General features: G+C 43.2%; 22 protein-coding genes. 19 read left to right on the forward strand and 3 right to left on the reverse strand.

The annotated features are described in order from the left end of the window. Nucleotides 1–123 precede the first annotated feature (123 nt). The 5 genes from D2U88_RS02475 (at nucleotide 124) to D2U88_RS02495 (ending at nucleotide 6,269) form a co-directional block, all read left to right on the forward strand. Entirely contained in the window at nucleotides 124–1,221 is a 1,098-nt protein-coding gene (locus D2U88_RS02475; protein ID WP_119638710.1) for an acyloxyacyl hydrolase, read from the forward strand. Beyond that, nucleotides 1,218–1,970, forward strand: coding sequence for a head GIN domain-containing protein (locus D2U88_RS02480; protein ID WP_119638711.1), 753 nt, complete (start codon nucleotides 1,218–1,220; stop codon nucleotides 1,968–1,970). Before D2U88_RS02475 ends, D2U88_RS02480 begins: the two co-directional genes overlap by 4 nt. Nucleotides 1,971–2,052: 82 nt before the next feature. Further along, the gene (locus D2U88_RS02485; protein WP_119638781.1) at nucleotides 2,053–3,123 is read left to right on the forward strand and encodes a serine hydrolase domain-containing protein; all 1,071 of its coding nucleotides are present in this window, start codon (nucleotides 2,053–2,055) and stop codon (nucleotides 3,121–3,123) included. A gap of 36 nt (nucleotides 3,124–3,159) precedes the next feature. Next, the gene (locus D2U88_RS02490) at nucleotides 3,160–3,879 is read left to right on the forward strand and encodes a response regulator transcription factor (RefSeq protein WP_147378504.1); all 720 of its coding nucleotides are present in this window, start codon (nucleotides 3,160–3,162) and stop codon (nucleotides 3,877–3,879) included. Nucleotides 3,880–3,944: 65 nt separating this feature from the next. Beyond that, nucleotides 3,945–6,269 carry an outer membrane beta-barrel family protein gene (locus D2U88_RS02495; protein ID WP_119638713.1) on the forward strand — a complete coding sequence of 775 codons (2,325 nt, stop codon included), beginning with the start codon at nucleotides 3,945–3,947 and terminating at the stop codon, nucleotides 6,267–6,269. An 8-nt stretch (nucleotides 6,270–6,277) separates the two neighbouring features. Here D2U88_RS02495 and D2U88_RS02500 read toward each other — a convergent pair whose 3' ends face one another. Then, entirely contained in the window at nucleotides 6,278–7,726 is a 1,449-nt protein-coding gene (locus D2U88_RS02500) for a pyridoxal phosphate-dependent decarboxylase family protein (protein WP_119638714.1), read from the reverse strand. Between the two features lie 129 nt (nucleotides 7,727–7,855). Between D2U88_RS02500 and D2U88_RS02505 the strand changes: the two genes are divergently transcribed. Then, a complete protein-coding gene (locus D2U88_RS02505) occupies nucleotides 7,856–8,257 on the forward strand; it encodes a group III truncated hemoglobin (protein ID WP_119638782.1) in 402 nt (133 codons plus the stop codon). Nucleotides 8,258–8,268: 11 nt separating this feature from the next. On the opposite strand, the gene gldA is transcribed toward D2U88_RS02505, so the two are convergent. Further along, the gene (gene gldA / locus D2U88_RS02510) at nucleotides 8,269–9,162 is read right to left on the reverse strand and encodes a gliding motility-associated ABC transporter ATP-binding subunit GldA (RefSeq protein WP_119638715.1); all 894 of its coding nucleotides are present in this window, start codon (nucleotides 9,160–9,162) and stop codon (nucleotides 8,269–8,271) included. A gap of 368 nt (nucleotides 9,163–9,530) precedes the next feature. Here gldA and D2U88_RS02515 point away from each other — a divergent pair, with 368 nt between their 5' ends. From D2U88_RS02515 to D2U88_RS02535, 5 genes are all read left to right on the forward strand, one after another. Then, nucleotides 9,531–10,361, forward strand: coding sequence for a prephenate dehydratase (locus tag D2U88_RS02515; RefSeq protein ID WP_119638716.1), 831 nt, complete (start codon nucleotides 9,531–9,533; stop codon nucleotides 10,359–10,361). After that, the gene (locus D2U88_RS02520; RefSeq protein WP_119638717.1) at nucleotides 10,358–11,500 is read left to right on the forward strand and encodes a pyridoxal phosphate-dependent aminotransferase; all 1,143 of its coding nucleotides are present in this window, start codon (nucleotides 10,358–10,360) and stop codon (nucleotides 11,498–11,500) included. Before D2U88_RS02515 ends, D2U88_RS02520 begins: the two co-directional genes overlap by 4 nt. 3 nt (nucleotides 11,501–11,503) lie before the next feature. Further along, on the forward strand, nucleotides 11,504–12,364 hold the full coding sequence (locus tag D2U88_RS02525; RefSeq protein ID WP_119638718.1) for a prephenate dehydrogenase: 861 nt from the start codon (nucleotides 11,504–11,506) through the stop codon (nucleotides 12,362–12,364). An 8-nt stretch (nucleotides 12,365–12,372) separates the two neighbouring features. Continuing rightward, nucleotides 12,373–13,455 carry a bifunctional 3-deoxy-7-phosphoheptulonate synthase/chorismate mutase type II gene (locus D2U88_RS02530; RefSeq protein WP_119638719.1) on the forward strand — a complete coding sequence of 361 codons (1,083 nt, stop codon included), beginning with the start codon at nucleotides 12,373–12,375 and terminating at the stop codon, nucleotides 13,453–13,455. A gap of 128 nt (nucleotides 13,456–13,583) precedes the next feature. Beyond that, nucleotides 13,584–14,255 (forward strand): head GIN domain-containing protein, encoded by a 672-nt coding sequence (locus tag D2U88_RS02535; protein ID WP_119638720.1) that lies wholly within the window; start codon nucleotides 13,584–13,586, stop codon nucleotides 14,253–14,255. 70 nt (nucleotides 14,256–14,325) lie between these two features. Here D2U88_RS02535 and D2U88_RS02540 read toward each other — a convergent pair whose 3' ends face one another. Then, nucleotides 14,326–14,766 carry a hypothetical protein gene (locus D2U88_RS02540; protein ID WP_119638721.1) on the reverse strand — a complete coding sequence of 147 codons (441 nt, stop codon included), beginning with the start codon at nucleotides 14,764–14,766 and terminating at the stop codon, nucleotides 14,326–14,328. A 95-nt stretch (nucleotides 14,767–14,861) separates the two neighbouring features. On the opposite strand from D2U88_RS02540, the gene rsgA reads away from it, so the two are divergent. The 8 genes from rsgA to D2U88_RS02580 all read left to right on the forward strand — a co-directional run bounded on the left by rsgA (nucleotide 14,862) and on the right by D2U88_RS02580 (nucleotide 21,985). Further along, complete coding sequence (gene rsgA / locus D2U88_RS02545) at nucleotides 14,862–15,800, forward strand: ribosome small subunit-dependent GTPase A (RefSeq protein ID WP_119638722.1); 939 nt, start codon at nucleotides 14,862–14,864, stop codon at nucleotides 15,798–15,800. Continuing rightward, nucleotides 15,800–16,252 carry a D-aminoacyl-tRNA deacylase gene (gene dtd, locus D2U88_RS02550; protein ID WP_119638723.1) on the forward strand — a complete coding sequence of 151 codons (453 nt, stop codon included), beginning with the start codon at nucleotides 15,800–15,802 and terminating at the stop codon, nucleotides 16,250–16,252. Before rsgA ends, dtd begins: the two co-directional genes overlap by 1 nt. Then, nucleotides 16,252–16,578 carry a nucleotide pyrophosphohydrolase gene (locus D2U88_RS02555; protein ID WP_119638724.1) on the forward strand — a complete coding sequence of 109 codons (327 nt, stop codon included), beginning with the start codon at nucleotides 16,252–16,254 and terminating at the stop codon, nucleotides 16,576–16,578. The genes dtd and D2U88_RS02555 overlap by 1 nt, the downstream gene beginning before the upstream one ends. A gap of 69 nt (nucleotides 16,579–16,647) precedes the next feature. After that, entirely contained in the window at nucleotides 16,648–17,877 is a 1,230-nt protein-coding gene (locus tag D2U88_RS02560) for a 3-phosphoshikimate 1-carboxyvinyltransferase (RefSeq protein WP_119638725.1), read from the forward strand. Nucleotides 17,878–17,964: 87 nt separating this feature from the next. After that, entirely contained in the window at nucleotides 17,965–19,014 is a 1,050-nt protein-coding gene (queA, locus tag D2U88_RS02565) for a tRNA preQ1(34) S-adenosylmethionine ribosyltransferase-isomerase QueA (RefSeq protein WP_119638726.1), read from the forward strand. Nucleotides 19,015–19,087: 73 nt separating this feature from the next. Continuing rightward, entirely contained in the window at nucleotides 19,088–20,128 is a 1,041-nt protein-coding gene (gene rlmN, locus D2U88_RS02570; RefSeq protein ID WP_119638727.1) for a dual-specificity RNA methyltransferase RlmN, read from the forward strand. A gap of 205 nt (nucleotides 20,129–20,333) precedes the next feature. Continuing rightward, nucleotides 20,334–21,308, forward strand: coding sequence for a polyprenyl synthetase family protein (locus tag D2U88_RS02575; RefSeq protein WP_119638728.1), 975 nt, complete (start codon nucleotides 20,334–20,336; stop codon nucleotides 21,306–21,308). A 107-nt stretch (nucleotides 21,309–21,415) separates the two neighbouring features. After that, nucleotides 21,416–21,985, forward strand: coding sequence for an RNA polymerase sigma factor (locus D2U88_RS02580; RefSeq protein WP_119638729.1), 570 nt, complete (start codon nucleotides 21,416–21,418; stop codon nucleotides 21,983–21,985). Nucleotide 21,986 lies beyond the last annotated feature (1 nt).

Here is a 21,986-nt window from a genome sequence, read left to right on the forward strand (position 1 = left end):
GGTAGAGGTGATTGCCAGATAGGTTGGATTCTCCACTTTGTTTAGAAAGACAGGGTAATCTTTCGTGGTAATTTTCAATTCGATGGGTAAGGGTGTTTTTTTATTTCCCTACTTTAGTGCCCCATGAGGTACCTACTTTGCCTGATTTTCGCCCTATTTTCATTTTTTGGATTTTCCCAGAGTAGGGAAGTACCCAAAAAGTTCGTGTTGGATGCCCATCAGTTTTATGGTTCTATTCTGTTGCACAACCCTGATATTTCCCACTTGATAACAGAACATCCCGGTGGCCTAATTTTGGGGGTTAGTCGGAAAACCTATGGCGATAAGGAATGGGAAGCCGATTTTGGATATCCCGATACAGGATTCACATTTGTGTATCAAAATACCAATAATTCCACCCTAGGGGAACACTTTGGCTTGTATGGGCACTATAATTTTTATTTTTTCAACAGGAAAGTGCAATTGCGTGTGGCACAAGGATTGGCTTACAACACCAATCCCTACGATAAAAATGAAAATTTCAGGAACAACGCCTACGGGAGCCATATTTTGAGCAGTACCACATTAATGTTCAATTACCATCAAAGAATTGTTTCAGGTTTAGGATTGGATGCTGGTCTTGCATTTATCCATTATTCCAATGCCAATTTTAAGGCACCCAATACCTCTACCAATACCTTTGCCCTCAATTTTGGCCTTACATACGAGCTGGATAGCGATACCACCTACGAATACCTGCATCCGGAATCCACGGGGATAACAACAGAGCCGATTCGGTATAACTTCGTTTTGCGAGGTGGTGCCAATGAAAGTGATGTGATCAATATGGGGCGATATGGTTTTGCCATTGTATCGGCTTATGCCGATAAGCGTTTGGGCAAACGAAGTGCCATTCAATTGGGAACCGACATCTTTTTTTCCAATTTTTTAAAGCAATTGATTCGGTACCAGTCCATATCTTTTCCAGAACTGGACGTGGATCCAGATACCGATTACAAACGTGTTGGGGTATTCTTGGGCCATGAATTGTTCGTGAACAAGATGAGTGTTGTGGCCCAATTGGGATATTACGTGTACTATCCGTTTGATTTTGAGGGACGTATGTATAACCGTATTGGGATGAAACGGTATTTTGGGGATAAGATCTTTGGAGCCCTTACCTTAAAGTCCCATGGTGCCAAGGCAGAGGCCATTGAATTAGGAATTGGAGTGCGTTTATGAAAGGAAAATGGTTGACATATTTGTTTTTGCTCTTGATAGCATGCAACGGGGATAACGTCCCCGATTGCTTTCAAAATGCAGGGGATTTGGTTCGTGTACCTGTAGATGTTCCAGAATTTACCACCATGACGGTTTTTGAAAACGTGAAAGTAGTACTGAAACAAGGGGAAGAACAATCGGTGGAAATCGAAACCGGTGAGTATTTGCTCGATGATGTTTCCGCTGAGGTGGAGGAAGGCCGATTGATACTTCGGAATGAGAATAGCTGCAATTATGTGAGAGAATACGGTTTGACCACAGTGTATGTGACTTCCCCAAACATCACTGAAATAAGAAGCAGCACAGGATTGCCCATAACTAGCGATGGCGTCTTGGATTATCCAAGTATCTCCCTTATATCTGAAAGCTTTACCAATCCTGAAACCGAGACTACGGATGGTTCTTTTGATTTGGAGATGAATTCAACCACTGTAAGTATTGTGGTGAACGGGATTGCTTATTTTAAATTGAGAGGCCTGACCACCAATCTTAATGTAACCGTTGCCGCTGGGGATTCCAGGATAGAGGCCGAAGAACTGATGGCAAACTCGGTCTCCATCAATCATAGGGGCACCAATGATGTCTATGTTAACCCCCAACAACGGATCAGTGGTGTCATTAGGGGAACGGGGGACGTAATCAGTGTCAATAGACCTCCTGAGGTTGATGTGGAAGAATTGTACAATGGCCGACTCATTTTCCAAGATTGAGGATCCCCGTCCAAACTATGACATAAATCCATAGAATCCAGTGGATTTCTAGGTACCTTTGATGTACCAAAATCGGATACGTTTGAAAGGTCTTTTTCCCTTTATTAAATGTCTGTTTTCTCCATACCCAAAGGTCAAATCGCTGGATGGGCTTTCTGGGATTGAAAAAGCCGATGCCCAGTTCCATAACCTAGTGGCCGAAAAGAAAGTGCCTGGATTGGGAGTCACTATTTTGGACAAAGGGGAAATCATGCTTCAAAAAGGATATGGCTTTGCGCATTTGGAGGACAGATCCCGAATTGAGCCCAAACATACCATTTTTAGAATTGCCAGTATTTCCAAATGTATCACGGCATTGGCCTTAGGCAAAATGATGGAGGAAGGTTTAATCGATTTGGATGCTTCATTTTATAAGTATGTGCCCTACTACCCCAAGAAGGAATACTATTTTACGTTACGACAATTAGCCGGACATACGGCCGGGATTCGCGGTTACAGGGGGAAGGAATTTGCCCTGAACCAAGATTTTTGCATCAAGAACAGCATTGAGGTGTTTCAAAAAGACCCTTTGGAATTCGAGCCTGGAAAAGGGTACCTCTACAATAGTTTCGATTTTGTACTCCTTTCCTTGGCCATGCAAGAGGCCTGTGGCATTCCGTTTCAGGATTATGTGCAAGAGAAGGTACTGGTTCCTTTGGAGTTAAACGCCACTTTTACTACTGAACAAGACCACTTGAAAACGGCCAGTTTTTATACCAAACGATCCTTGTGTTTTAAAAAAGCCGTTGAGGTGAACAACGCATACAAAGTAGCAGGAGGCGGATTTCTCTCCACCAGCGATGATATTGCCCAACTCGGTCAGGCCATTTTAGAACGCAAGTTGCTGAAAAAGGAAACGTATGACCAATTATTGACTTCCCAAATGGTAAATGGCAAGCCCACCTATTATGGATTGGGCTTTCAGGTGAGCCGAGATGCGGCGGGAAGGGATTTTGTGGGACATGTGGGCAATAGCGTGGGTGCTTATACCAATCTTTTCATCTATCCCAAGGAAGAAAAAGTAATTTCCATCTTGATCAATTGTACCGATCCCAAAGTGCAACCATTTTTGGATGGGGCCATTGATGCTGCATTGGATTTGGGAACTTCATGATTTTTGTTGAAATTTATTCAAAATAGACTACCGATCTTGAGGCGTTTGCATTATTTGGTTCCATTGTTTTTCCTATTATTGATGGGAAGTCTCCATGCCGGGGAACGTTTTTCTTTTGAAATGGCAATGGTCCCGACCGATAGTGTCCAAGACAGCTTAAGCTCAAGGGAATGGAAAAAGTTCAAATCTTTTGAGGCCCAACTGCAATCCTCACAGCTATCAAAAACAGATAAGGAAAACCAATTGACAGGGTATGCCCGGGACTCGTTGAATATTTTAAGGGTAAAGCTCGTGGCCATGAAGGTTTTGGAGGAAAAAAATCTTTTGAACAGGGATATCGCCGAAAATACCTCATACTATACCACATTGTTGGAAAAACTGAAAGAAAGCGAGATTCCACCCTCGGAATATCTTTTTTTGGAAGAAAAGCTGGCTTACTTGAACCAGGAAGCCTTGAACGGGAGTTTGCAACTAAGTAGGTGGATGAACATCGGCTTGGTTTTACTTGTCGCGTTTTTGGGCTACATGCTGTTTCGGCAAAGAAAAAGGCAGGACAAAACCATTTTGCCCGAACTCAGCAAACAGGAAACCATGGTGCGCAACCTGATTTTGCAGGGCAAAAGCAATAAGGAAATCGCCAATGAACTTTTTATAAGCTTGAGTACCGTAAAGAGCCATATTACCAACATCTATGGTAAATTGAACATATCCAATAGGCGGGAACTCCTCGAAAATAGTACGGGTGCTAGCACCTAATTCAGACCAATTGGGCTTTCTATAGGCTTACTTTCCCTCTTAATTTGTTTCAAAATTGAACGGTTTTGAAACATCTACTCTGGTTTTTTCTCGTGTGTTACTTTTCCGCATTTGGTCAAGAACAATTCATTTTAAAAGGAAAAGTTTTTGACGGTCAAGATAGGCCCATACCTATTGGTGATGTTTTGTTGTTCGATACAAACAAGGAAAACCTGATTGAATACACTACTTTGGTAGACGGAGTGTTCGTGTTGGATAAGGTGACCGAAGGGGAATTTTGGCTGGAAGTTTCTGCTTTGGGATACAAAAAGTACTCCCAAAAAGTAAGCATGGCAGAGAATAGTGAGGTGTCCTTGCAACTTGAAGAGGAAGTGACCAAACTGGACAATGTAGAGGTAACGGCCTTGAAGAATCCATTCACCAATACCAACGGCAATTTGAAGATTGATGTGCAGAACCCCATCTTTTCTTCCATAGTGGACCCCTTGGAAGTGCTTGCAAAGCTACCCAACATTCAAATTTCACCGGACAGGGAGTCTATTTCTGTCATAGCAAGGGGAGCCCCACTGATTTATCTGGGGAACCAACGCATAACCTTGGATGAATTTTTGGGACTGTCGGTAGATAGTATGGAAAGCATAGAACTGATCAATAATCCATCACCAAAATATGAAGCAGAGGGGCAGGCCGTGATTGTGGTTCGCCTCAAAAAGAATACGGATAAAGGGGCTATGTTAAGCCTCGGTGAAACATTGTCTTTCAGACAGAACACCAACAATTATCTAAGTTCCAACGGAAGTTTTTCCAATGGAAAATGGAACTTGCGTGGCAATCTCAATTACAATGTAATTGGGCAATGGGAGAGCAATACGTTTGCGTTTGCTATTCCGGAGGAGGACATTTATTCGGATTATTTGGTGCTCATTCCAGATAACCACAGGATACAGGTAAACACGGGACTGGGGTTCTATTATCCCATTAACGATAAAGATTACGTGTCTTTCAATACCACTTACCGATTGCAAACCGATGATGCCGATTTTGAAACGACCACTTTCGTTCGGGATGGAAACCAAGAGGACGAAGTGCTGTCCGAACCTAAGAATGATAACCGTCGGCATTATTTTAGTGGCAACTTCAATTTCAATAAAAAGATAGCTGTTGATTGGAACCTGTTCACGGGAATCCAATATTCTTCCTTCTCACAAAAGTTGGATACCGATATCTTCAACAATTATAATGATGAAGGATTTTCTTTGGATCAATCCAGATACCAGGAGTACCAAATAGGGTCTCTGGCCGCCCGTATGGATGTGGAACATACTGTTTCCGAACATGTAAAAAGCGAATTTGGAGTGAGTTGGAACGAAGCGCGGGCCGATGCGTATTCCAATGTGCTGCAATTGGACCCGCAACAAGAAGTGGCCGTTGATTATAATTATGATGAAAAGTTGTATGCTGCCTACTTGAACTTTAGTTCCAATCTTACCGACAAGCTGGATGTGAACATTGGGGCTCGGGTGGAACACAATGAAGTAAACGGCACCCTGAACAATGAAGCCAGCCCTGCAATCAGTAGAAAGAACACCAAAATTTTTCCCAAGGCTAGTCTCAATGTAAAGTTGGACAGCACCAAGACCCTTTCGTTGAACTATTCCAGAAACATTACCAGGCCAGATTTTTCCCGTACAAGCTCCGTTTCGGTTTTCATCAACCCGTTTTTGGAATCTACCAACAACATCAACCTGCTACCAACCATAACCCAGCGGATTTCATCCAACCTACAATGGAAAAACAAGTCCTTTTTTCTGGAAGTTTATCAAAAGGAAAATCCATCATATTATGCCATCAGTTATGAGCCGATGGATACGATAGCGACTTTATCACCGATCAATCTGGAAAAGGAATCGGGTTTTTATGTGGGGGTCACCTTGCCGTTTTCCTATAAGATATGGACATCCACTACTTCCGTAAGTTTTAATTACAATAAAAACAAGGATGCATCTGCCATTTTGACTACGGCCAAACCCTTTCTATATGCCTATACGGACCAACAAATAAAGGTGGCTAAGGATACCATTGTTTCTTTGGGGGGATGGATGATGACGGAGCGCAACGAAGGGGTGTATACCAGAAATGCCATGCTGGTACTCAACGCTTCGGTCACAAAAACTTTTTTTAACAAGCTCCAATGTGCCATCCGTTTGAACGATATTACCAAAGCAATGAATTTTGAAGAAAGCTATGCCATCAACGGGGTGGAGGCCAACGGAACCTATTTTGCCGATGCCAGGGAAATTGCTTTTTCGATGAAATATACGTTTGGGGACAACGCCTCATCCAAGTTCAAGAACAAGGATGTAGATGATAATTTGGACCGGATCAAATAGGGTATGGGTCAGCTTATGGCCATCTGTTCCTCAATTTCCAGGGCAAAGGTTTTACAGAGATCCAAAGTTTCCGTTACATCGTCCATAGTCGTTCTGGGATTGATCAAGCACATCCGCAACACTACTTGATTGTTCAAAATGGTGGTAACCAACAGCGCTTTTCTGGATTCCACTACTTTATGGGAAATGTATTGGTTGATTTGGTCCAGTTCTTTCTCGCTGTAATGTTGCTTGATGGGATTGTACCTAAAATTGATGACCGCCAAAGTGGCCGGGAATACCACTTCCCAGCTTTTGCTGCCCCTCAATAGGTTTTCCACTTCTTCCGCAAGGTCGATATTGTAGGAAATGGCATCCCGAAATTCCTTTAGACCAAAGGTTTTTAAGGACATGTAAAACTTGAGCGCCCTGAATCTTCGGGTGAGTTGGATACCGTGGTCATAAAAATTGATCTCGGATGTGTTCCCTTCAATATCGCGAAGGTATTCCGGTTTTTCGGTGAAGGTATGGCTAAGATGTTTGTGATTTCGGACCAACAGGCATCCCATCTCATACGGTTGATAAAACCATTTGTGTGGATCAACGGTCAGTGAATCAGCTTTTTCAATGCCTTTCAGCATGTGCTTGCCCTTGGCAGATAAAATAGCTGCACCGCCATAAGCTCCATCAATATGGAACCAAATATCTTCCTTTTTGCAGATGCTGGCCAATTCTGGTAACGGATCCACGGTACCCGTATTGGTCGTTCCTGCGGAAGCGATAAGGCAGAAAGGGTGCAAACCTTCCAATCGGTCTTTGGCGATACAATTTTTCAGTTTGTTCAGCGCAAACTTGAACTCATTGTCCGTAGGAATGATCCGGATCTGTTCCTTTTTGAATCCCAAGACCCTGATGGCCTTGATGTTGGAAGAATGTGCCTGATCGGACAGATAGATGATCGCTTTGGAGAAATCGTCCCCACATTTGATTCTTCGGGCCGTTGCCACGGCAGTCAGGTTGGCCATGGAGCCACCACTGGTAAAAATACCCCCTCCTTTTTTCTTCGGAAAACCAAAGATTTTCAACAACCATTGAACGGTCACGATTTCCAATTCCGCAGCTGCTGGACCAATGGACCATCCACCAGAAAAAATATTATACCCCGTGGCCAAAGCGTCTGCCATGACACTGACGTAATTGCTGGGGCCCGGGACAAAGGAAAAAGACCTAGGGTGGGCCATATTGGCACTATTGGTCATCACTTTCTCTAGGACAAATTCCAATACCTTTGTAGCATCCATGCCATTTTCCGGGGCCTCTTCCAAAAACAAGTTGTCCATTTCTTCCCGAGACCCAAAGGCTACCGGGAATTTTTCATGTTGGGTATGATGATGCTCCACAATGGCATCCACGATCTGGTAGCCGTACTTTTGCATTTCCTCTTTGGAAAGTTCCAATCTTGCGGTGTTCTTCTTCATACGTCCTGTTTCAGTTGGACTGCAAAAATATCACATTTGGAATGGCTGGAAACTGGAAAGACCAGAAATATGTTTTTTGGGGCAGTAATGCTACCTTTACCAATGGTACGCCCAAGGATGGTATTTGTTATGGAAAAACAGGATATAGTGGACAGGCAAGGTATCTCGTTGTTAGTGCATCGCTTTTATGAAAAAGTACGCGCTGACGAGGAAATAGGCCATTTTTTTAATGAAACGATTACTGATTGGCACGAACACATGGAAAAGTTGACCGATTTTTGGGAAATGAACCTGTTCTTTGCCCAAAAATACAAAGGGAACCCCATTCAAGTCCATGCAGAGTTGGATAGGGATATGGGCAGGACCATTGATAATTATCATTTTGGGATATGGCTAAGGCATTGGTTTTCTACACTGGATTCCCATTTTAACGGTCCAAATGCGGAAAAGGCAAAACAACGGGCCAGAAACATTAGTGTACGAATGTTTTTTGCGATATATGAACAGCGTAAGCGGGACGGGGTCCTTTAATATTCCCAAAATTAACGGGTAAGTTCCGTAAAAAGACTTTCCAAATTTTTGTTCTTCCTGCTTAACTGAAGGGTTTTCAATTGGTTATCGTGCGCAAAATCGAAAACGGCGGGGCGCATATCGCTCGTAGTATTGAAGGTAAGTTCGTATACAAATCCACCGGTGTTGGTCACTTTGGAAACATGGGGAAGTTGCTGTAGCAATTGCTCTTCCACACGGTAATCGAACTCCACCTCAATGATCTGTTCCTCGGCTTCACGGAGTTCTTCCAATTTTTTATCGGCCACCAATTGTCCTTTGTTGATGATGATGACCCGATCGCACACGGCTTCCACCTCTTTCATGATATGGGTGGATAGGAGAATGGTCTTTTCCTTACCAATATCGCGGATCAATTTGCGTATTTCGATGAGTTGGTTGGGATCCAGGCCAGTGGTAGGCTCATCCAAGATCAATACTTCGGGGTCATGGAGCAGGGCGGCGGCCAAGCCAACACGTTGTCGGTATCCTTTGGACAGTTGCCCAATTTTTTTGTGGGATTCCGGGGTAAGGCCGGTTTTTTCAATGACCTCCTCAATCTTCGACTTGGGCACGTGGTACACATCGGCATTGAATGCCAGATATTCCTTCACGTACATTTCCAGATATAACGGATTGTGTTCTGGAAGGTAACCGATGCTTTTTTGTACATCCCGTTCGGATTTCAACACATCGAACCCATTTACTTCCGCATCGCCGCTATCCGCCTTGTAATAGGTGGTCAAGATCCGCATCATGGTGGATTTACCTGCCCCATTGGGACCTAAAAAACCTACTACTTCCCCCTTTTTGATGGAGAAGGATACGTTGTTCAACGCTTTTTGGGGACCGAAGGTTTTGGTGATGTTCTGAACGGTGATGGACATGCCATTGGATTTGATTGTTCAAAAATACACTTTTAGAAATATCGTTGACAACACTTGATGTAATAGTGCCAGTTTTTGGGCAATCGGCTTAAGAACATGTAAATTCTTAAAAAAGATGGTTTTCTGCATGGTAAAATGCAACGAAATCTTCCAAATCGAAAAAAATCAAAAAAAAATTAAGGAAAGCTGTTGTTTTCGGATGGATTGGCTAAATTAGCCGAGAATTTATTACGAGATGACAAATACGTATTTCTGGAACGGTTTCTACTTTTACTTCTTTTTTAAGAGAGGTACGGGACTGTTGTGAATGCGTTTAAAGTATAACCAATACATAAAGTCCCGATTTAAATCGGGGCTTTTTTTTTGCAATGGGTTTAAAAATAGCCATTCAGGGAATTAAAGGTTCCAACCACCATAAGGTGGCCACGGATTTTTTTGGAAACGACATCGAATTATTGGAATGCAGTTCTTTTGATGCCATCATCGACCATTTGTTGACAGGGATGGCGGACAAAGGTGTTATGGCCATTGAAAATTCTATTGCAGGTTCCATCATCCCCAATTACAATCTGGTGTACCATAATAAGATTCACATCATAGGGGAACATTATTTGAACATTCACCATCATCTTATGGTACTCAAAGGCAGGACTTTTGAGGATATAAAAGAAGTGCATTCCCATCCCATGGCCTTGTTGCAGTGTAAGGAATTTTTTAGGGCCCATCCCCACATTAAATTGGTGGAAAGTGCGGATACCGCCGAAACGGCCAAACTCATCAAGGAGAAAAAACTGAAAAATATTGCGGCCATTGCCCCAAAAATGGCAGCTGAGCTGTATGGGTTGGATATCATTGCGGATAATATCCAGACCATAGTGAACAACGCAACACGGTTCATCATCCTTAAAAAACAGAATAAGGTGTTACCCAAGGAAGAGATTGATAAGGCTTCCTTGCGCTTTATCACCGATCACAAAAGGGGAAGTTTGGCCACGGTCTTGAACGTGATGAGCGATTGCAATATGAACCTTACCAAAATACAGTCGCTTCCAGTTATTGAAACACCTTGGAAATATGCCTTTTTTGTGGACATGACCTTTGACAAATACGAACACTTTGCCAAGGCAAAATCCTTGCTGGAGATTATGGCAGAGGATTTTCAGGTGTTGGGCGAATATAAAAATGCATTGTTGCCATGATTACTGCGGATAGATTACATAGTGTACAGGAATACTACTTTTCCAAAAAATTGAGAGAGGTAAGGGGATTGATCAATCAAGGGAAACCCATCATCAATATGGGAATCGGGAGTCCTGATCTTGCACCATCACCAAAGGTGTTGGAAACCTTACGGGACTGCATCACCGATACGGGTGCCCATCAATACCAGAGTTACCAAGGGTTGCCTGAGCTTAGGGAGGCCATCGCCAATTTCTATCAGCAAAAATTTGGGGTAAGTGTCGATCCATCCACCGAAATTTTACCCTTGATGGGTTCCAAGGAAGGTATCATGCACATCAGCATGGCTTTTTTGAATGGGGGAGATGAGGTCTTGTTGCCCAATCCAGGTTATCCAACATACGCTTCTGTTACCAATTTGGTCGGTGGAGTGCCTGTTACCTACAATTTGACAGAGGAAAATGGATGGTTCCCAGACTTGGAAGCATTATCCCAAAAAGATCTGTCCAAAGTAAAATTGATGTGGGTCAGCTACCCGCATATGCCTACAGGGGCCACTGCAACATTGGACCAGTTGAAGTCCTTGGTGGCCTTTGCCAAAAAGTACAGCATTCTTTTGGTGAACGACAATCCATACAGTTTTGTTTTGTCCAACAATCCAACTAGTATTTTGTCCATTGAAGGTGCAAAGGAATGCACCTTGGAACTAAACAGTTTGAGCAAGACCTTTAACATGGCCGGCTGGCGTGTGGGAATGGTGTTGGGAAGCGAGGAGCATATCAATGCAGTACTCAAAGTGAAGAGTAACATGGATTCAGGGATGTTCTACGGTATCCAAAAAGGCGCCGTTGTGGCCCTACAAAGTGGTCAAGAGTGGTTTGAGGAATTGGATCAGGTGTACACCAAAAGAAGGGAACTCATGTTTCAATTGGCTGATAAACTGGGATGCACCTACGATAAAAATGCAGTGGGGATGTTTGTGTGGTGCAAGTTGCCTGAAGGTTCCCTTTCATCCGAGGCATTTATCGATAACGTCTTGTATGAAAAGGATATTTTCATTGCACCGGGGACCATTTTTGGTAGCAACGGTGAAGGATACATCCGATTCTCGCTTTGCGTAAAGGAAGAAAAAATCAAGGAAGCCATAGCAAGATTTTAAATCATGAAGGTAGCAGTAATCGGAATAGGATTGATCGGGGGTTCTTTTGCAAGAGATGTGAAAAAATTGCATCCTGAAGTCACCATTGTTGGGTTGGATAAGAACCAGATCCACTTGGATGAGGCCTTGGAACTTCAGATTATTGATGAAAAAGGGGATTTGGATGCTTTGACGGATGTGGACATGGTTTATGTGAGTATTCCCGTAAATGCCATGGTACATGAACTGCCCAAGATTATGGATGCCGTAGGTGATGATACCGTGGTAATGGATGCCGGCTCAACCAAAAGATTGATCTGTGAAAGTGTGGCAGAACATCCCAAACGACGAAATTTTATGGCCTGCCACCCCATTGCAGGTACCGAATTTTCTGGTCCATCAGCAGCCTTGGAAGGGTTGTACGCCGGAAAGACCATGATTATCTGTGAAGTGGAGAAAACGGCCTTCAAGCTACAGGAAAGGGCTTTGGCCATTTTTCAAGAGATCGGCATGCGCATAAGGTACATGAATCCTGAAGCACACGACAAGCACATTGCCTATGTATCCCATTTATCACACATCAGTTCTTTTATGTTGGGAAAAACGGTTATCGAAAAAGAAAAGAACGAGCGTGATATTTTTGACATGGCTGGATCGGGATTTGAGAGCACCGTACGGTTGGCAAAAAGTTCACCTGACATGTGGACACCCATTTTTGAACAGAACAAGGATAACGTGGTAGAGACTTTGGAAGAGTACATCCAGAATCTGACCACTTTCAAACAGTTGTTGGAGAACAATGACTTTGAGAATGTCCACTTGGAAATGAGTAATACCAATAAAATAAAACAAATACTTAAAGGAATTCCACTTACAAAAAAATAGGAAGCATTATGGAAAACAAGAAGGAAATGAGAAAATGGCTGGATGATATGAACTTGGGCCATCCACTGGTCATCGCAGGGCCTTGCAGTGCCGAGACCGAAGACCAGGTACTTAAGATTGCACACCAATTGAAAGATACCGATGTAAGTTACTATCGGGCCGGTATCTGGAAACCCCGTACCCGCCCCGGAAATTTTGAAGGCGTTGGGGCCATCGGGTTAAAATGGTTACAAAAGGTGAAAGAGGAAACCGGATTGAAGACCGCTACCGAAGTGGCAAACCGTGCCCATGTGGATTTGGCTTTGGAATATGATGTGGACCTATTGTGGATCGGTGCCCGTTCAACGGTGAGTCCGTTCATCGTTCAAGAAATTGCAGATGCCTTGGAGGGAACCGATAAAATCGTATTGGTGAAAAACCCCGTCAACCCAGATTTGTCTTTGTGGTTAGGTGCCGTGGAGCGTTTAGCTTCCGCCAATATTGAAAAATTGGGTGTGATCCACCGAGGCTTTTCTACTTACGAGAAAACCAAATACCGAAACATTCCCGAGTGGCAGTTGGCCATTGAGCTTCAAACGAAGTTCCCTGACCTTCCCATCATCAACGACCCAAGCCACATTACCGGGAAACGTGATATGATCTTTGATGTGTCCCAAACGGCTTTGGATTTGAATTTTGATGGTCTGATGATCGAAACCCACTATGATCCAGATAATGCTTGGAGCGATGCCGCCCAACAGGTGACCCCGGAACGATTGGTGCAGATCATGAAAGATCTTCGCATCAGAAAGGAAAGCGATGAGGAAGCCGAGTACAACAACAAATTGAGTAACCTTAGGGCACAGATTGATGTACTGGACAACCAATTGATCGATCTTTTGGGTAAGCGAATGAAAGTTTCTGACGGTATCGGGGAGTTGAAAAAACAAAAGAACGTTGCCGTATTGCAGAGCAATCGATGGAACGCCATTTTAGGAAACATGATTTTGGAAGGTGAACAAAGAGGATTGAGTGAGGAGTTCGTGTTGAAGATGTTCAAGGCGATTCACCAAGAATCCATCAATCATCAAGAAAAAATCATCAACGCCTAATTAATAGGTCCTTTTTGATGAAACTGTTTGTGTTTTTGGAAAAAAATCCGGGATACAAACAGTTTTTTTGTTTCAAACTGTAACAATCTCCTTCTTCGGTCATCTTTCAAAAGTAAAAACACTCTATCATGAAAAAAATATACACACTCAGTCTTCTTCTACTTCCCTTGCTAACCTTTGCCCAACGCACCATAGATACGGAAGTTGGGGAGTTTAATGAAATCAAGGTATTTGATCTTATCGAGGTGAACTTGATACAGTCCGACGAGAACCGGATCATGATCAAAGGTTGGAACGTGGACGACATTACATGGACCAACAAGAAGGGCGTATTGAAACTCCGCATGCAGTTGGATAAAAAATTTCAGGGCGAGGATACCATGATCGAAGTCTATTATACCAATTTGGATGTGATTGATGGCAACGAAGGAGCCCAGATCACCTGTAACGAGATGGTGCAGAAAAGCAAAATTGAACTAAGGGCCCAGGAAGGAGCCATGATCCATATTGGAATGGATGTGGATTATGCCGATATCCGAGCGGTGACAGGAGGCATTGTTGAAGCTTCTGGCTTGGCCAAGAACCAGTCTGTTGTTTTGAACACCGGAGGTATTTTTGATGGACGAAATCTTAGGACGGCCAATACGGATGTTAAGATATCGGCTGGAGGTGAGGCAGATGTTTTTGCCTCCGAAGCGGTGGACATCAACGTGAGGGCAGGTGGTGATGTGTATGTGTACGGCAATCCCAAAAAGGTCAGTAAAAAAACGTTTGTAGGCGGTAGGGTCTATATCAAATAATAAGAATTCTTGCAATAAAAAAGGCCCTTTGGATTTTTCCAAAGGGCCTTTTATTTTTTTTGGTTCTCGGTTATTTTCTAAAAATGTAGCGGGTAATAAAAATACCTTGGCCATCACCTTTACCAGCTTCACTCTCAACACCGCTTACCACAAATACCAATTCCCATCCGTTGGAAACCATATCATTGATCATGGATGTGATCATGGCATCATTGGCTGCAATGTTCTGGAAACGGATACCTCCCAAATTGTAGAAGTTCAACAATTTGGTTTCCTCAAAATTCTTGACACGGATTTCACTCCGGTCCGATTTGTTACGGGTATTGTCATCCTCGGTCTGTACACTGGTGAATTCCCTATAATCTTTGTCTTCAAGGGCATTGATGATCCTAGATCTACCAAGACCGTTGGGAACAATGGATTCCACGCTGGTGATTACTTTGTACTCTTGTGCGTTTGCTCCAAACGCGGCAGCTAGGGTCATCACTGCGATAAAAACGATTTTTTTCATAATAAATAAGTTAATGATTATTGATAACTGTTAACAAAGATATACGACGGAAAAGAAGGAATATTGTTTCTTTGTAATGAAAATTTGAACAAATTGTGAACGGAACTGTTTATAAATCAACGGGTAGCTGGTATACGGTAAAATCCACTGATGGTGTGTTTTACGAATGCCGAATCAAGGGGAAGTTCCGAACCCAAGGCATAAAGAGCACCAATCCTGTGGCCGTGGGGGATCATGTAACGTTTGAATTGGAAAATGTTGGGGATGAAACGGTTGGTGTTATTTCTGAGATTGGTGAACGAAAGAATTATATCATCCGCAAATCGGTAAAACTGTCCAAACAGACCCATATCATTGCCTCCAATCTGGACCAGGTCTTTTTGTTGGTCACCTTGAACAACCCCATGACCTTTACCAGTTTTATCGACCGTTTTTTGGTCACCGCCGAAGCGTATGACATTCCAGTAATCTTGTTGTTCAATAAGATGGATACCTATTCCGAGGAAGAAAGGGCAGAGGTGGCCTATCTCGTAGACCTCTATTCGAATATTGGTTATGCCTGCATTCAAATGGAGGCCAAGACCGGTAAGAACGTGGATAAAGTAAAGGAATTGATGATGGGCAAGACCAGTATGTTTGCGGGACATTCCGGTGTTGGGAAATCTACCTTGGTCAACGCTTTGGAACCAGGATTGCAGTTAAAAACTGCCGAAATATCCGAACAGCACCTTCAAGGGCAGCATACCACCACCTTTGCGGAAATGTATGACCTGTCTTTCGATGCGCGGATCATAGATACTCCAGGAATAAAAGGATTTGGTATTGTGGATATGGAAAAAGATGAGATTGGCGATTATTTTCCGGAATTCTTTGAGTTGAAATCACAATGCAAGTTCAACAATTGCCTGCATTTGGACGAGCCCAAATGTGCCGTGAAGGAAGCGTTGGAAAACGAGGAAATCGCATGGAGCCGATATAGAAGTTATGTGCAAATGTTGACGGGAGAGGAAGATAATCCATATAGGGAACGTTGATGAAGACAGTGATTCAAAGAGTTTCAAAGGCAAGTGTAACCGTAGATGGTCAAGTGGTCTCGTCCATAGAACATGGGCTTTTGGTGTTATTGGGTATTGAGGATGCCGATGGTAAAGAGGACATCGATTGGCTATCCCAAAAAATCGTGAACCTTCGCATTTTTAATGATGATGACGGGGTGATGAACCGTTCTGTGTTGGATACTGGGGGAGACATTATCGTGGTAAGTCAATTTACCCTGCATGCCTTGACCAAAAAAGGCAATCGACCCTCCTATATCAAAGCGTCCAAACCTGAGGTCGCCATTCCCATGTACGAAAGCTTTGTGCAAAAAATAGAGCAGGATCTTGGCAAAAAAGTGGGCACTGGAATTTTTGGTGCCGATATGAAAGTGGAATTGTTGAACGATGGCCCGGTAACTATCACCATCGATACAAAAAATAAGGAATAATGGATATTGCAAACGCACAACTCGCAGTCGACGAATGGATAAAGAACCACGGGGTTCGCTATTTTAACGAACTTACCAATATGGCCCAGCTTACCGAAGAAGTAGGGGAAGTGGCCCGTATCATCGCTAGGCGGTATGGTGAGCAAAGCGAAAAGGAATCGGATAAGGCCAAGGACCTTGGTGAGGAATTGGCCGATGTGGTCTTTGTGGTCCTATGTCTGGCCAATCAAACGGGGATCGACCTGCAAGCTGCCTTCGACAAAAAATTGGATTTGAAGACCAAACGGGATCACGACCGTCATCAGAATAACAAAAAGCTCAAATAAAGTTATCCCCTTAAGGGGATAGTAGGGCTGTTTTTTCTAGTTTTGGAGTTCCATTCAAACCCAAGAAAATTGAGACTTCAGCTTTCCATACCATCAAATAAAAACATTCAAAAGGCAATACAGATCACGGGCTCCAAAAGTGAGACCAATCGCTCTTTATTGCTTCAGGCCCTTTTTCCGAATATCAAGATCGAAAACCTTTCCAATTCCGATGATGGTGAGGTGATGCAAGAAGGATTGTTGGTGTCAAACGGTGAGGTGGATATCCACCATGCCGGTACAGCCATGCGTTTTTTAACGGCTTATTTTGCTTCCCAAGCTGGCAAAGAAGTAGTCCTTACCGGTTCATCCAGAATGCAGGAAAGACCTATCAAGGTTTTGGTAGAGGCCCTTCTGGCCTTGGGTGCCGATATTGAATATGTAAAAAATGAAGGCTATCCTCCCTTGAAGATCACTGGGAAGAAGTTGGAGCAATCCCAAGTGTCCCTTCCTGCCAATATCAGCAGTCAATATATTTCTGCTTTGCTATTGATTGCGCCTAGCTTGAAGAACGGTCTGGAATTGGAACTAGTGGGTAAGATTACCTCCATACCTTACATTAAAATGACATTGGCACTCTTGGAACAAATTGGGGTACAAACCCACTTTGAAGGAAACCGGATAAAAGTGGAACCAAAAAGTATGGTGGAAGACACCACTTTAGTGGTGGAATCGGATTGGAGTTCGGCCAGTTATTTTTACAGTATTGTGGCCATGTGCGAAGTGGGAACCAAGATCCAGCTTTCATCTTACAAGCAAAACTCGTTGCAGGGCGATAGCGTTTTGTCCAAAATATATCAGGATTTTAGAGTGGAAACCCAATTTGGAGAGAACACCATTATCCTTTCAAAAGTCAGTGGAGACATACCGAATACGGTGGATTACGATCTTTCCAATGCCCCTGACATTGCGCAGACCATTGCGGTGACCTGTTTGGGATTGGGCATGGGATGTCATTTAACAGGCCTTCATACCCTTCCGATCAAAGAGACTGACCGTTTGGCGGCACTGCAAACGGAACTTTCAAAGTTTGGTGCACGTGTTGAGATTGATTCCGCAAGTTTAACATTACAACCCACATTCAATTTAAACTTGGGCGTTGCCATCGACACCTATAATGATCACAGAATGGCCATGGCCTTTGGTCCGCTTGCCATGAGAACAGATTTGATTGTAAACGATGCCGGAGTGGTTTCCAAGTCCTATCCCGATTTTTGGAAAGACCTCAAAACCCTTGGATTCGGTGTCCAGGAAATGTAAGGGTCATTTAATCACGGATTTACTTGACATCCCCTATCGCGAGGTTGTATATTTGCCCCTCTTTTAAAAAATCCAAATAAAGCATAAATGAAATTATCAAACTTCAATTTTGAATTGCCTAAGGAACTATTGGCCGAATATCCTGCAGAAAACAGGGACGAATCCAAACTAATGGTGATCCACAGGGATTCTGGAAAAATTGAGCATAAAATGTTCAAGGACCTTATCGATTATTTTGATGAAGGGGATGTAATGGTCCTGAACAATACCAAGGTGTTTCCAGCGCGTTTGTACGGTAACAAGGAAAAAACCGGGGCACGTATCGAAGTTTTCTTGTTGCGTGAATTGAACCAAGAGCAACGTCTATGGGACGTTTTGGTAGACCCGGCCCGTAAGATCCGTATCGGGAACAAATTGTATTTTGGGGATGATGAGAGTTTGGTGGCCGAGGTAATCGATAATACCACATCAAGAGGTAGGACCCTTCGTTTTCTTTATGATGGCTCCTATACCGACTTTAGAAGAAAACTAAGGGAACTGGGTGAAACACCACTTCCTAAGTACATCAAAAGGGATGTTACCCCAGATGACGAAGAGCGTTATCAGACCATTTATGCAAAGCATGAAGGTGCAGTGGCTGCCCCAACGGCAGGACTTCACTTCTCCAAGCACCTGTTGAAGCGTTTGGAAATCAAGGGAATCGATTTTGCCGAGGTGACCTTGCACGTAGGATTGGGTACTTTCAATCCGGTAGAAGTGGAAGATTTGTCCAAGCACAAAATGGACAGCGAGGAATTGGTGATTGATGAAAAGGCTACGGAAGTGGTCAACAAGGCCAAGGCCAAGAAAAAGAAAGTCTGTGCCGTAGGTACTACTGTGATGCGTGGATTGGAAAGTGCCGTTTCTTCGGAACAAACCCTGAACACTTTTGAGGGTTGGACCAACAAGTTCATTTTTCCTCCCTACGATTTTAGCATCGCCAACTGCATGATCACCAATTTCCACTTGCCCAAATCAACGTTGTTGATGATGGTATCTGCCTTTGCTGGTCATGACTTAATCAAAAAAGCATACAAACAGGCCATTTTGGAGGGGTATCGTTTTTACTCCTACGGAGATGCCATGTTGATTCTTTAATAGAACTCTTTTACCGATTAAAAATCCCGTTCGGTTAAGGACCAGCGGGATTTTTTCTTGATTATCTTTAAGTGTGGAAACCAAAAAAAAGGACATACGGGCACTGACCAAGGATCAACTCCGCAATTTTTTTGTGGAGCAGGGCGATAAGGCTTTTCGTGGTAACCAAGTCTACGAATGGCTATGGCAAAAGTCTGCCCATTCCTTTGATGCGATGACCAATGTTTCCAAGGAAACCCGACAAATGCTGGAAGACCATTTTGTAATCAATCACATTCGGGTGGATCAGATGCAGCGCAGTTCGGATGGCACGATCAAAAATGCGGTTCGTTTGCACGATGGATTGGTGGTGGAGTCCGTTTTAATTCCTACAGAAACCCGCACCACGGCCTGTGTTTCCAGTCAAGTGGGGTGTAGTTTGGATTGTAGGTTCTGTGCCACGGCACGCATGAAGCGGATGCGAAACCTCAATGCGGATGAGATTTATGATCAGGTGGTGGCCATCGACAATGAAAGCCGACTCTATCACGACCGCCCGTTGAGCAACATTGTTTTCATGGGCATGGGAGAACCTTTGATGAACTACAATAATGTATTGAAGGCCATTGAAATGATAACCTCTCCCGAAGGTTTGGGCATGTCTCCCAAGCGAATTACGGTATCCACCTCCGGGGTTCCCAAAATGATCAAAAAGATGGCCGATGAAGAGGTGAAGTTTGGATTGGCGGTTTCATTGCATTCCGCCATTGACGAGGTACGGACATCAATCATGCCGTTTAATGCCAATTTTCCCTTGAAGGATTTAAGGGAGGCTTTGGAATATTGGTACAGCAAGACCAAAAATCGCATCACCTATGAATATGTGGTTTGGAAAGGCATCAACGATACCCAAGAAGCTGTGGATGCCTTGGTCAAGTTTTGCAAATTTGCACCGTCCAAGGTCAATTTAATTGAATACAATCCTATAGACGATGGTGAGTTTCAACAAGCCTCGGAAGCTGCCGTGACCATGTACCAGAACACTTTGGAAAGAAATGGCATTACGGTTACCGTTCGTAGATCAAGGGGTAAGGATATAGACGCTGCCTGTGGACAATTGGCGAATAAACAGTAATCAATGTACAATGGTCAATTAACAATTATCAATTGACATTGCCTTTAACCCTTCATCTTTAACCTTTTCTCCTTCACCCTTACCCAACATCAACCCCAATCATCGATACTTTTAGACCTCTGTCTTAAAACTTAAAACTTCCTACTTCATACTGTTTCATTTTCTTTATTTTTAGGCTTTCAAAACCAAACGCCAAACCAGACCGTTGAAGATAGTTTCACAGATAAGGGAGCCCATTGATCATGAGATGGAACTTTTTGAGGAGAAATTCCACAAATCCATGTCGTCCAAGGTGGCCTTGTTCAATAGGATCACCTATTATATTGTGAACAGGAAGGGAAAGCAAATGCGTCCTATGTTCGTGTTCCTTACCGCCAAGTTGCTCAATGGGGAGGTCAATGAGCGTACCTATACCGGTGCATCCATCATCGAGTTGATCCATACGGCCAGTTTGGTACATGATGATGTGGTGGACGACAGCAACAAGCGAAGAGGTTTCTTTTCCATCAATGCGCTATGGAAAAACAAGATTGCTGTTCTAGTGGGCGATTTTCTTTTCTCGAAAGGACTTTTGGTCTCGCTGGAGAACAAGGATTACGATTTGCTCCATATCATTTCCAACGCGGTTAGGGATATGAGTGAGGGTGAACTGCTCCAAATCGAAAAGGCCAGGTTATTGGATATCACTGAGGAGGTCTATTATGATATCATCCGACAAAAAACAGCCACTTTGATCGCTGCCTGTTGCAGTATGGGGGCGTGTTCGGTAAGACCTGATTCCGAAGAAGTGGAAACCTTTAGAAAGTTTGGCGAGCTCTGCGGTATGGCCTTCCAGATCAAGGATGATCTTTTTGATTACGGAGCAGAAAAGATTGGCAAACCTACAGGTATCGATATCAAGGAGCAGAAAATGACGCTTCCCTTGATCTATGCCCTCAACCAAAGTGACCCCGATAAGAAAAAATGGTTGATCAATTCCATCAAAAATCACAATAAGAACAAGAAAAGGGTCAAAGAGGTCATAGACTACGTAAAGCAAAAAGGAGGCTTGGAATACGCGGTGACCAAAATGTTGGAGTTTAAGGATGAAGCCTTGGCCATTTTGGACAATTACCCGGATTCCGAATATAAAAGCTCCCTTACCTTGATGGTCAACTATGTGGTAGATCGTAAAAAATGATTTTTAATCATTTGATAATCAATTTTTTGTAAAAAAATTTAAATTCCAGGCAACTTTGCTTGATTTCTTTCCGTCTATCTAGATAGAAACACTATTGAAACCAGACTTTGAAGATTATATCCTTATATAACAACGAAAACCAATGGATCAAAAAATCGATCAAGGGTGATCCACAGGCCCAAAGGTTGTTGTATGAGCGGTATGCTCCAAAAATGTTGAGTGTTTGCCGGCAGTACATCAAGGACCTTCATTTTGCAGAGGATGTGATGATCAATGGATTCATTAAGGTTTTCCAAAACTTGGAAGGTTTTAAAAACTTGGGAAGTTTTGAAGGTTGGATCAGGACGATCATGGTGCGAGAAAGCATCAACCATCTCCGAAAAAAACAATTTGTGGTCTATGATGATGAGATGTTCGATACCCAACTTGGCGAGTCCAACCATGACAGCGGATTGTTGGATGTGGAATATGTGCAGCATTTGATCGATGCATTACCGGAGGGCTATAAAACCGTATTTCTGCTCCATGCCATTGAAGGGTATGGACACCAAGAGATTGCCGAAATGCTTGAGATTTCGGAAGGAACTTCAAAATCGCAACTGTTCAAGGCCAGAAAGATGCTTCAAGAAAATTTGACTTTAAAGGGAATGTCGCCCAAATCAAGATCGGGCAAATAAA

It is taken from the genome of Flagellimonas aequoris (assembly GCF_003584165.1).
GTDB classification, from domain to species: domain Bacteria; phylum Bacteroidota; class Bacteroidia; order Flavobacteriales; family Flavobacteriaceae; genus Flagellimonas; species Flagellimonas aequoris.